The organism is Exiguobacterium sp. s152, assembly GCF_018618335.1.
In the GTDB taxonomy this organism is placed as follows: domain Bacteria; phylum Bacillota; class Bacilli; order Exiguobacteriales; family Exiguobacteriaceae; genus Exiguobacterium; species Exiguobacterium chiriqhucha.
In genome coordinates this window covers 107,922-120,056 of the sequence record NZ_JACSLX010000006.1, presented here as the reverse complement: position 1 = coordinate 120,056, position 12,135 = coordinate 107,922, and the positions used below count along the sequence as shown (strand labels likewise).

At 53.5% G+C, this 12,135-nt stretch carries 10 protein-coding genes; 3 read left to right on the top strand and 7 right to left on the bottom strand.

Annotated features, from left to right (window positions below; genetic code table 11):
* Positions 1-63 precede the first annotated feature (63 nt).
* Positions 64-246: a hypothetical protein gene (locus KNP72_RS11780; RefSeq protein ID WP_021065984.1), complete on the bottom strand. Its 183-nt coding sequence runs from the start codon at positions 244-246 to the stop codon at positions 64-66.
* Positions 247-335: 89 nt separating this feature from the next.
* On the opposite strand from KNP72_RS11780, the gene KNP72_RS11775 reads away from it, so the two are divergent.
* From KNP72_RS11775 to KNP72_RS11765, 3 genes are all read left to right on the top strand, one after another.
* Positions 336-671, top strand: coding sequence for a hypothetical protein (locus tag KNP72_RS11775; RefSeq protein WP_214833506.1), 336 nt, complete (start codon positions 336-338; stop codon positions 669-671).
* A gap of 90 nt (positions 672-761) precedes the next feature.
* Complete coding sequence (locus KNP72_RS11770) at positions 762-1,832, top strand: diguanylate cyclase (protein ID WP_214833459.1); 1,071 nt, start codon at positions 762-764, stop codon at positions 1,830-1,832.
* A 147-nt stretch (positions 1,833-1,979) separates the two neighbouring features.
* Positions 1,980-2,504, top strand: a complete 525-nt coding sequence (locus KNP72_RS11765; protein ID WP_214833456.1) for a hypothetical protein — start codon at positions 1,980-1,982, stop codon at positions 2,502-2,504.
* A gap of 247 nt (positions 2,505-2,751) precedes the next feature.
* Here KNP72_RS11765 and cydC read toward each other — a convergent pair whose 3' ends face one another.
* The 6 genes from cydC to arcD all read right to left on the bottom strand — a co-directional run bounded on the left by cydC (position 2,752) and on the right by arcD (position 12,112).
* Positions 2,752-4,467, bottom strand: coding sequence for a thiol reductant ABC exporter subunit CydC (gene cydC / locus KNP72_RS11760; RefSeq protein WP_214833452.1), 1,716 nt, complete (start codon positions 4,465-4,467; stop codon positions 2,752-2,754).
* Positions 4,464-6,188, bottom strand: coding sequence for a thiol reductant ABC exporter subunit CydD (cydD, locus tag KNP72_RS11755; RefSeq protein WP_214833449.1), 1,725 nt, complete (start codon positions 6,186-6,188; stop codon positions 4,464-4,466). The genes cydC and cydD overlap by 4 nt, the downstream gene beginning before the upstream one ends.
* 127 nt (positions 6,189-6,315) lie before the next feature.
* The gene (locus KNP72_RS11750) at positions 6,316-7,002 is read right to left on the bottom strand and encodes a Crp/Fnr family transcriptional regulator (protein WP_214833446.1); all 687 of its coding nucleotides are present in this window, start codon (positions 7,000-7,002) and stop codon (positions 6,316-6,318) included.
* A 135-nt stretch (positions 7,003-7,137) separates the two neighbouring features.
* Complete coding sequence (locus KNP72_RS11745; RefSeq protein WP_214719101.1) at positions 7,138-9,480, bottom strand: glycoside hydrolase family 31 protein; 2,343 nt, start codon at positions 9,478-9,480, stop codon at positions 7,138-7,140.
* Between the two features lie 178 nt (positions 9,481-9,658).
* On the bottom strand, positions 9,659-10,621 hold the full coding sequence (gene arcC, locus KNP72_RS11740; RefSeq protein WP_214833444.1) for a carbamate kinase: 963 nt from the start codon (positions 10,619-10,621) through the stop codon (positions 9,659-9,661).
* Between the two features lie 15 nt (positions 10,622-10,636).
* Positions 10,637-12,112: an arginine-ornithine antiporter gene (gene arcD / locus KNP72_RS11735; RefSeq protein WP_214715650.1), complete on the bottom strand. Its 1,476-nt coding sequence runs from the start codon at positions 12,110-12,112 to the stop codon at positions 10,637-10,639.
* Positions 12,113-12,135: the final 23 nt, after the last annotated feature.

Below are 12,135 nucleotides of genomic sequence, written 5' to 3'. Positions count from 1 at the left end.
CTATGTAGTGTACCCAAAAAATCTCATCGACAACAAAAAACGAGAACCGCAAACGTGTTCTCGTTAATCTTCTTCGACCCGATTCATATGACGCATCACTAAAAATAAGATGACGCCGACAATAGCCGCCCCGAGAACAGTCAATGCCAGGTTGCCTCGAGCCGATAATGTATAAAAGATGGCTAATCCGATCAAGATGAGCGCGATCGGAATGAAGGCTCGTTTGAAATGATCCCAATACCGCACGGACAGTCCCCCTTTTCTCTCTATCATACCAAACTTATTTGTTAAGATAGAGTGGAAGATGATGTTCCATTTTAAAGGAGACACCTAATATGGAAGTTGAACGATTATGGGCCGAGCGCCCGACACTAATCTGGGAAAACCGGATGAACGAGGGAGATGACGTGTATACCATCGAAATCATCTTTGCAGTCGATGCCGTGCTCCGACGGTACGTGACCGCCTTGACACATGCAGACGGGACGGAAGTAAACGTGTTAACGGCCGTCCGCGACGTCGTATTGCGTTTAAACGAAATTGATGAAGAACACGACCATTTCATCGAGACGGTCGAGCGTGAGGAATTGTACGACTTCATACAAGCCGGTGCCGTTCTAGCTGGTTATGAGACAACAGATGACGTGACGGAAGAATGGCGGGAATGGTGATCACATTCTCTTCATTCAAAGAGCGTCAACTTGATTTGAATATGCTAAACTGAAACTAATTATTTCCATTTCACGTTAGGGGATGCGTTCATGCTCACAATCATCAACTCATTTTTTCTGAATCTGTGTATCCTGTTCACGTTATTCACGATTTCGTTTCTCCCTTTCCGCAACCGTCCACGACTCACACCGAAATCGCCGTTGAAAGGCAGAATCCTGCTCGGCGTTCAAACCGGGGGCGTCGCCTTGATTTTACTGGCGAACGCACTGCCGCTTGAAGGTATCCTGATTGATTTGCGCTCCATACCAATCTCACTTGCCGTCCTGTTCGGTGGATGGGTCAGCGGAACGGTCGCAGCCATCATCTTTTTGACCGCCCGATTTTTGATGGTCACCGATGGCGCATATATCGGTTTTTATTTGGCCGTCTTGACGATGATCGGGCTCGTCCTTCCTATTAGTCTATTGCGACTCAAACTCGATAATACTCGCAATACGCTACTCATTTTCACGACAATCAGTGTCGCTGTTTTCGGTGCCGCCATCTATTACGCGTTACCGCTTCAATTGTTCTATCCCGTTATCTTTGCCTACGTCGTGATGGCATACGGCGGTGCCTATGCAGCTTACCGGTTACTTCAAGAACTGCGCCGTCACTTTGAGAACGTCCAGCATCAGCAACAACTTGCCCGGACGGACGCACTGACCGGCATCGCCAACCGGCGTCTATTAAATGAAGCCATGGCCAACCTGAACGTCGAGGCAAAAGAGTACGCGTTGATCCTTGTCGATATCGATCATTTCAAGCGCGTGAATGACACGTACGGCCATGACGTCGGCGACGACGTATTACGTGAACTCGGCATGCTACTCGTTGCCGAGAGCGAAGAACGACATCTCGTCGGTCGCTTCGGTGGAGAAGAGTTTTTAATCATCATGCCGAACGCCAAGAAAGAAGAAGTGAGCCGTCTGGCCGAATCTATACGAGAAAAAGTCTCGACGTTCCCATTCGAGACGAGCGCCGGGACGTTACATATCACGGTCTCGCTCGGTGCCTGCCATTCGAACGACATCGAAGTCGACAGCGTGTTGAAGCATGCCGACGAAGCGTTATATCACGCTAAGGAATCCGGTCGAAATCGCTTCATCTTGGCATCGTAATCGGCGCAACGTTCGCAACAGATTGCGGTTTTACGCAGTTTTCCCGCTTTACTTTCAACTAGTGAATCGGTACACTAGGCTAGACTTTGATTCGATGATTCTTACAGTTGATCATAGATTTGGACAGAAAAAGGGGAAACACATTTCATGACAGTATTGTTATCACTATTTGGTTTGATGTTTGTGGGATCGTTCATCCTCGACTATCAACGTGGCAAGACGTTCCGCCAGTCACTCTTCGGGGGAGTCGACACGATGAAACGAAACTTGTTGATCTTTTTACGTACGTCACTCTCGATGATGATTTTCATCGGCCCGCTCTTGTTCATCTCGATGTTTGCGTTCTCGAAGCTCGTCTCTTTCGAAACGGTCGCTGCGTTCATGATTTCCGTGCTCAGCATCGGGTTTGCGGAACGTATCATCGGGATGATTGTCGCACCGCTCGTGCGGACGTTCTGGCATCAGCGCGGCAAGTTGATGCCGCTCTATCTCGACGCCGGCCTCTACATCTTCTTGCTGTCGATTCTCATCCTCGAGTTCTTGATGAACATTCCAGGTGTTGAACTCGGCGCATCAGCCATCGCTGTATTTTATGCGTTCGCGCTCTTCTATATCCGCTATTTGTTCAGCTTGATTCGCTTCACGTTCCGCAAGGGCGTGCCATCAAGCTGACGATTGACCGCAACCCGGACCGGTTGCGGTTTTTTTATCTCATTTTCTAATTGACAATGAGAATCGTTATCATCTATACTCAAGATGTAGCTCCCAAAAGCTTGACGTAACCGTTCCCCAAACCATTACGTCACGTGGATTCCCCTCCACGACACTCTTTTTGAAAGCAATGCGACAACCCCCATTTGTTGCACCCAAATTTGCCATCCAAAAAACGAGCGGCTCTCCGACGGAGCCGCTCGTTTTTTCATGCGAAAATATCTTGCTCGATTTGTTTCAATCCATAGAATACACCGCGGGACTGCATCAGTTCATCATACGTTCCTGTCTCTACGATGCGACCACCTTCCATGACGATGATGTGATCGAAGCGCTCGAGCCCGGTCAGACGATGGCTGACCATGACGAGTGTCGATGACTCGGCACGGCGGAAGACTTCGGCGAACACGTCCGCCTCGGTCCGCGCATCGAGGGCCGACGTCGCTTCATCGAGAATCCAGAGCACCCCGTTCTTCAAGAGCGCCCGGGCAATGGCGAGCCGTTGCCGTTCCCCGCCCGACAAGTTCGCCCCTTTCTCAAGGACAGGCTCATCAAGCGAGAAACCGAGCCGGACGCTCGCGAGCGCCGCTTCCATCTCAGCGTCGGTGAACTCTCCGGCTAGCGCCAAGTTCTCCCGTACCGTCCCGAAAAAGAAGTGGTTCTCTTGAAGGACGACGCTGGCTTCACGCCAGACCGATGCTTGGGTCACATCGTCCAACCGTTGCCCATTCAATCGGATTTCACCGGAATCGGGTCTGACGAAAGCGAGCAACAGTTGCAGGAGCGTCGATTTCCCTGAGCCGCTCGGCCCGACGATGACCGTCTTCGTCCCGCTTCGTAACGTCACATCCACGTCGCTCAGGACGTCGCGGTACGTATCCGGATAGCGATAGGTCACGCGCTCAAACGATACGTCCGGAGCGGATTCGAGTACCATGTCCGTCCGGGCGACTTCGGCCGCGACGATTGCTTCACTCGGCTCGACGACTTCGAGCAGTCGATCGGCCGCTTGCTTGCTGTCGGCAAAGTGGCCTGGGAAGACCGCCATCGGTGTCGCGTTCTCAAACGCGGTGAGCGACATCATAATGAGCATGGCCAAAAATAGGCCGTTTAACTCGCCGTCGACAACGAGATACGCCCCGATAGCAAGAACACCCCACGAGACGAGTAGGGATGCCGCCACGACGAGTGACGAGTTGAAGAACTGATTCGTCACATCCCGTTTCTGTGCTTCGGCGTAACGGTCACTCTGTTCGAGCAGCTCGCCGCGTGTCCGTCCAAGTTGATGATGAAGCAACAAATCGCGATATCCGTACATCATCTCTGTCATCCCACTCGACAGGTCACCCCGTAAAGCGCGAAGCTCGCGGTCGTGCTTGGCACGGATTCGGGCGAAGAACGCCGGAATCAAAAAACCGGTCACGAACACACCGAACAAAATCCAGAGGCTGACCCACATCGAGAAGTACGTGACGAAGAAAATCGTGCTCAAGAAGACGAGCACCAAGATAATCGGCGGATAGAATACCCGTAAAAAGTAGATTTGCAAGCTCTCGACGTCACCGACGACGCGAGCAAGCAAATCTCCACTCCGATACTTGGCAAAGATGCTCGGCACAAGCGGTTCAAGCTGGCGGTAAAACCGGACCCGCAACTCGCTCAAAATCGTGAACGTCGCCCGGTGCGAGGCAAGGCGCTCTTGATAACGCGCACTCGCCCGAATCACACCGAACAATTTAATCAAGACGACAGGTACCATGAGCGCATAGAGCGGCGGTACGAGGCCGGCCCGTGAGACAAGATAACCGCTCGCCGCGAACAAGGCGACGGCCGCGATGCCGGCCACGTACCCAAAGAAGATCGAGAGGACGATATCTTTCTTCTCTCGCATCATCCATTTCGTGATCGTCCAAAGTGAATTCATCCTCTCACCCCTTTCTGTAGCGTGAACAAGTCAGCGTATTGCGGAACGCTGAGCAGTTCGTCATGCGTGCCTTGGGCGAGTAGCTTTCCATCGTCCATGAACCAAATCGCATCTGCCTGCTTAATTGTATGCAACCGATGCGCGACCGTGACGAGCGTCGCCTCACGCGACAACTCCTCAATCGAACGCCGAACGATTTGCTCCGTCACTAAATCGAGCCCTGTCGTCGGTTCATCAAACAAGATGATGCCGGGACGTTTCAAGAAGGCACGGGCCAAGGCGAGTCGTTGTCGTTCGCCTCCGGACAATCCATAACCGCCTTCACCGAGCTCGGTATGAATGCCGTTCGGCAATTGCGCGATGACATCGTTCAGTCCGGCTGCATTCGCGGCTTCAAGGATTTTTATCTCGTCGGCTGTTTCCCCGAGGGCGATATTATCAGCGACGGTACCGGCGAACAAATACGGATTTTGTGAGATGTACCCGATTGTGTCATACCATGACGAATCGGTGTATGTCTCGAGTGGTTCTCCGTCGACGAGGACACGTCCACTGTCCGGTTTGACGAGTCCGGACAACACGTTCAAAACGGTCGTCTTGCCAGATCCACTCGCCCCGACGAGCGCCACATGAGCGCCAGTAGGAATCATACCGCTCAATGGGTCCAGCGTGAAGCGTCCACCTTCATAGGCGAACGAGACGGCGTCGAGCTCGAGGTCGGGCGTCCGGCTCGTCAACATACGGTCGCCCCAGGTCAAACGTTCATCCGGTGCGTCGAGCGCCTCGAAAATACGATCGGCCGCCCCCATGCTACCGCGTCCGGTGTGGAACGCACCTCCGAGGTCTTTAATCGCCAAATAGTATTCCGGGGCCAATACGAGAATCAAAAAGCCAGAGAAGAACGTCAAGTTCTCCCAGACGACCATTTGGAGCGCCACTTCGAGTGCCACGACGCCCGTGCTGAGCATCGAAATGAACTCGAGCATGAGACCCGACAGGAACGCCGTCTTCAAGACGACCATCGTTGCGTCGCGGAAATCGAGACTACTCTTTTCAATCGCTTGCGCCTCGCGCTCGGTCCGACCGTATAGTTTCAACGTCGTCAATCCTTGCAAGACGTCCAAAAACTTGCCAGAGAACTGATTCATTTTCTCCATCTGCTGTTCCGACTTCTTCTGCGTCGCAATCCCGATGATGATAAAAAAGATTGGAATGAACGGTGCCGTCACCATCATGATGACGCCCGAGATCCAATGTTGACTGAAGACGACGACGAGAATGAGTAGCGGAATAATCGACGTTTGAATGACTTGCGGCCAATATTGACTGAAGTAGGCATCGACCTCGTCGACCGCGTCCATGAACACGCTCACCTTTTTACCGGATTGACCGGATAGTGACGTCTCAATCGGATTCGACGTATAACGGTCGAGCAGTTGCAAGCGGAGTGTTCGTTTCGCTTTCTCCGATAGACTCGCCCCAATCCTCCCCGACATATAGCCGAAACCAGCTCGTGTGACGAGTGCGAGGATGAGCCAGCCGAGCGTCGGAACGATGCTTTCAAACGATGCATTTTTTAAAAAGACTTGATCGACAATGTCGACAATTAAATAAGCTTGAGCCAAAATCGATAATCCAATCATCACTGCCGCGATGACGAGTCCGACGATATGACGTTTTTCTGCTAAAGCGAGAGCTTGCAGTCGTTTCACTGCGTTCATCCTTTCTATCAGTAAGGAAACTTTTCTTTGTGAGGATTCTCACTAATTATACCTGATGCACCCTTTCAAGGCGAACGCTTCGCTTAGCTAGACATGCAAAAAACGCCACGTTCCATACGCGGCGCCATCAAAGCGATTGTTCGAAATATTCAGGATGCCCGATGATCAATTGACGCGCATCGAATTGGAGCACGTCTTCTTTTCGCAAGCGCGATAAGATGTGCGACACGGTCTCTCGTGACGTGCCCGACAACCGCGAAATCTCCACCGTCGTGAAGGGGCAACGGACACGGACGCCCATCGCTTCCGGCTCCCCTAGGTCTTCAATCAAGTAATGAATCGTATTGAGCACCCGGTCGGTCGCACTTGGCGTGATGATGTCTTGGACACGGCGCTCGTGCAAGTCGAGAATCCGATTCATCTGTCCGACGATATGGAGCAACATCGAGGCGTTCCGCGAGACGAGCTGTTCGAAACGATCGGTCGGCATGTAGATGACCTCGATATCGGTCAACGCCTCGGCTGAATGTTGATAATACGGTTCCGTCATCAAACCGCGATACGGGAACAGTTGCTTCGGCTTCAAATAGTCCGCATATTGGTGGGTCGCCGTCTCGTTGCAACGCTCGAGCTTCACATACCCACTAATCAAGAAATAGACCCGTTCCCGGGGATCGCCTTCCATGAACAAGAGCTGACCTTTCCGATACACGCGGCAATACACATGCGGCAACAGCGCCTCGAGCTCTCGTGTGGCAGATTTAGCGAACACATCAAGCTGTCTCAACTCGTCTACCGTCCATTTTGGTTTCATGTCGCATCCTCCAATCCGTCTTGCCTCTCTTTTTTAGTATAAAACACCCCTTTTGTGAAAACGCTTACAAAATCCGACGATTTTCTGACAAAAAAAAGAAGGGCATGATTGCCCTTTTCCGTCACAACAAATTATTCAGTCGAGCATCAATTCCATGATTGCGTCTTGCAGGTCGCGATCGAGTTCGAGCGCGTGTAAATCGAACAGCCATGCCTCAAGCCGTGTCTTCGCGGCGGCTGAGCGGTACAACCGATCTTTCAAATCGTATGAGATCTCGGCACGGTCCAAGAAACGATACAGCCGATCAAGACGATGGTCGTTCGCCGTCACGTCGACCGGGAGCTCGACGGTCAGCTCGTCCGTGATTGGACCGAGCTCAAGGCGTAGCGTCTGTGTCTCCCGTTTATATTCGCCGGATCCCGTCACTCCTCGAAGGAGCAGTGTGACGTTCCGTTCATCCGGCAACACCGACCGATCCCCCGTCACCTGGATATGAAGGCTTCGTTCCTCCCAATCGAGCGTGAACGTCGTCTCGGCGTAGGCTCCTGTCTCATAGTCGCGGTCCGTCCCATTGTCTTCGTAGAGCGTGAACGTGTTCGAGGCGCCCGGGAAGATGAGCACTTCCAAATCGGCCGGATTGTCGGTGTCGTTTCGACCCGAATGATGCGGTGCCATCGGGATGATGGCACCCGCTTTAGCGAACACCGCCTGCTCCTCGAGCCCGCGGAACACGCGAACCGATTTGTCCCCGCTGTAGCGATGACCCGTGAAAAAGTCGAACCAGTCGCCTTTCGGTAGCCAGACGTTCGTCGCCGCCACGTGTAGCTGTCGGTTCATTGGTTCGACAATCGGGGACACGATGAGTTCACTTCCGAAGTAATACTCATTCGGCACCTCATATGCCGCGTCTTCATCCGGATGCTCATAATACATCGGTAAAACGAGCGGCAAAGCACCGGCATGGTTGCGCCAGTTCATCGTATAGATATATGGAATCAATTGATGACGCAGACGCAGGAACGTCTTCATCGACCGCTCCGCCTCGAGACCGAAGCGCCACGGTTCCTTACCATTGAACGTGCTGAACGTTGAATGCAGCCGCATAATCGGGCTAAACACTCCGAACGCGACCCAGCGCGCGGCAAGCTCGTCGTCTTTCGACCCGCGATAATGGCCGCCGATGTCATGGCTCCACCAGCCATAACCGATATTAGTCGCCGTCGCTGTAAAGTACGGTTGGAACGCCAGTGACGCCCACGAAATCAATGTGTCCCCCGAGAATCCGATTGGATAGCGATGACTGCCCGGCCCCGCATAACGGGAGAAGATGAGCGGACGATTGCCATCCCGGGCGATGTCGGCCGCGTGATAGTGATTCAACATCCAGAGCGGATCGAGCCCCTCCATTTTAGAGGTCGAGCCTTGTTGCCAGTCAATCCACCAAAAATCGACGCCATCGACTTCATGCGGATGATGCATCTGCTCGAAATAAGCTTGAATGAAACGTTTATCGGAGAAGTCGAACGGGATGCGGTCGCCGTGAGATGGATCGAGTCCCATCGCTTCCGCCATCGCCGCGTATTGATCTTCGAACGCCCGTACGCCGTCGGCTGGATGCAAGTTTAACGTGACGAGCAACGCTTCGTCCTTCAGCCACGTCAAGAAGCCTTTCGGGTCCGGAAAGAGGTTCTTATTCCACGAATAGCCCGTCCATCCGCTCCCATATTCCTCAGGGATATCGGTGACATGCCAATCCATGTCGATGACACTGACCGAGAACGGGATGTCTTCTGTCTTGAAACGGCGCATGAGCTCTTTATATTCCGTCTCATCATAACGCCAATAGCGGCTCCACCAGTTGCCGAGTGCTTTTCGCGGCAACAGCGGCGTTGGCCCCGTCAGTTGATAGAAATCACGCAGCGCCCGCTTATATTCATGTCCATAGCCGAAGTAATACAAGTCATGAATGCCTTGGCGTCGCGGTTCGACGAAACGGTCTTCCGTCATGACAAATGAGTTCGAATCATCGATGACGGCGTAGCCTTGCTTCGAGGCGATGCCTTCCTCGAGCTCGGTAGCCCCGTCGACATGGTCGAGCGTCCGGGCCGTTCCTTTCAACGTCCGTTCTGGTCCGTTGAACGTGTAACGGCTATAGTATGTGCTGAAGTTCCCTTTCACATCGATGTAGAGCGTGTTCGGTGCGAACGGTCCTTTCGTGTAATAGAGGTGGACGTGTTCCGTAATGATTTGCAGTTCCGCCTCATCTTCAATCACGCGAAACTCCGGGACTGCGAACGCCCGGTTAAAGACGACTTGGGTCGGCCGGTCCTCGAACACCCCATCTTCCGCGTATTCCATCCGAATCAGTTGGCTCGTCAGTACCGTGAAGCGATAGCAGCTCCCTTGGACGATTGCTCGATCATCTGCCTGCGGTTTCATTTGTTGCGTATAGACGTTCTCCTCTTCAAATAGACGCATAAGCTCGAGCGTTTCCGCTCTTCGTCACTCCCTTTCTAAATTGTGCAAACGTTTACACTCAAAATGATAGCAATGTCTAAATCGACATACAACATCCCTTCCCCATGTCGACGGATAAAAAACGATGTGTTGCCAATTCAGAAAAAAGCCACAGACGTTGATGTCTGTGGCGTTAAGCTTATTGTTGGAGCGTCGCGGCGAGTCGGACGCGCGTCCCGATTTCGCCTCGGACCGCCGCAAGGGCTTGTTCGAGCGACGTGATGACGGCGACCCGGTCGTGGCCTGACTCGGCGAACTGAAGGGCCGCCCGAACTTTCGGCAACATACTGCCCGGTGCGAACTGGCCCTCGGCGATATACGTCTCGAGCTGTTCTTTCGTCGTCTCTTCGAGCGCCCGAGCCAACGGGGTCCCGAAATCGACGAATACGTGCTCGACGGCCGTCAAAATGAGGAGCATGTCGGCGTCGACGAGATTGGCGAGTTTCGCAGCGGCAAAATCTTTATCGATGACCGCCTCGACACCGACATAACCATCTGCTGTATCGATGACGGGAATTCCGCCACCGCCAGAGGCGACGACGATGTGCTCATGGGCGACAAGGTCACGGATGACCGCGTGCTCGAGAATCGCCACTGGAAACGGACTCGGGACGACGCGGCGATAACCGCGACCGGCGTCTTCTTTGAACACATAACCGGTCGTCCGTTCCATCTGCTGCGCTTCCGCCTCGTCATAGAAGGGACCAATCGGCTTCGTCGGGTGACTGAAGGCACTATCGTTCGGGTCGACGACCGACCGCGTGACGATTGGCGCGACCGAACGTTCCAAACCGCGCGATCTCAGAGCTTTCGTGAGGGCATTCTCGAACCAATAGCCAATCATCCCTTGTGTCATCGCCCCACAAACATCGAGTGGCAAGGCCGGTGTCGCCGGACTGTCTGATGCGGCCTGTTGCAACATCAAATTTCCGACTTGCGGCCCGTTGCCATGGGTGATGATGACCTCAATCCCTTCGGCGACAAGCGCGGCCAGTGATTCCGCCGTCGCCTCGACGGCTCGAATTTGAGCCTCGGCCGTCGCATCTTTTCCTTGTTGAATCGCATTTCCACCTAGTGCGATGACTACTCGTTTATTCCGCATATTGGTTTCCCCCGATCAAAAGACTGAGATATTTCCCGAGACGATACGCACGACGGCCAAGATGGCGAGCGCGGTCAAGACACCGGCCACAATCCATTCCGTCTTCGTCAACGTCTTGATGCCGTTCTCACGCTGTGCCTTGATATAGAGCAACGTACCTGGTGCGTACAGTAAGGTCGTCAAGAGCAGATAGTCGATTCCAGCCGCATAGATGAGCCAAATCCCGTAAATCGAGGCGACGGCTCCGATGATGAGATCGCGGGTCCGGCGTTCACCGGCGTTGTAGCCGATGCCGTTCTTCGCGACTTTGACTTGATAGAAGGCCGAGAAGACGTACGGAATCAAAATGGCGCTCGAAGCGAGCGAGAAGGCGAAATTATACGCCGCATCCGAGAACAGGAACGTGAAGAGGAACAATTGAATCAATCCGTTCGTGAGCCAGAGCGCGTTGGCCGGCGCGCTGTTTTTATTCTCTTTCGTGAACCATTTCGGGAACACGCCGTCTTTCCCGGCCACGAATGGAATCTCGGCGGCAAGTAACGTCCAACCGAGCCACGCCCCGAGGACAGAGATGACGAGACCGCCGTTGATGAGCATCGCGCCCCACGGTCCGACCGCCGACTCGAGCAAGTACGCCATCGCCGGTTGTGAAGCGTTCGCCACGTTCTCTGGATTCATGAGACCGAGCGACATGACCGAGATGAGCAGATAGATGACGAGTGTCCCGAGCAACCCGATGACTGTCGCTTTTCCGACGTCCGAGCGCTTGCGGGCCCGTCCGGATAAGACGACCGCCCCTTCGACACCGATGAACACCCATAGTGTGACGAGCATCGTCGAGACGACCTGGTCTCTCACACTACCCCATGAGAAACCACCCTGCCCCCAGAAATCGAACGTGAAATTATCGAGATTGAAGAAGAATAAGGTGATGGTGATAAAAGCAAAAATCGGTACGAGTTTCGCAATCGTCGTGATGATGTTGATCATGGATGCTTCATGAATGCCTCGTAAAATGAGCGAATGAACGAGCCACAGCATAATCGAGGCGCCGATGATGGAGGCGATGTTTTGACCGCCTTCGAAGATTGGGAAGAAATAACCGACCGAGCTGAACAGGAGCGTCGCATAGGCGACGTTACCAAGCCATGCGGAGAGCCAGTAGCCCCACGCCGAGTTGAACCCCATGAACTGACCGAAGCCGGCCCGGGCGTAACTGTACACCCCGCCGTCGAGGTCTGGACGACGCATCGTCAAATTTTGAAAACTGAGACCGAGTGCGATAATCCCGATTCCGGTGATGACCCACCCAATCAAAATCGCCCCCGCGTTCGCACCTTGGGCCAAATCGGCCGCCAAGTTGAAGGCTCCCCCGCCGATCATCGAACCGACGACGAGTGCCGTCAACGCCCCGAGCCCTAATCGTCGATCCTTTTTCTCCGGTTGTACGCCTGCCGTTCCACTTGAGTCATGCGCTATTTTCGTAGACATTGAACTCATCCCTTTCGTTTAGT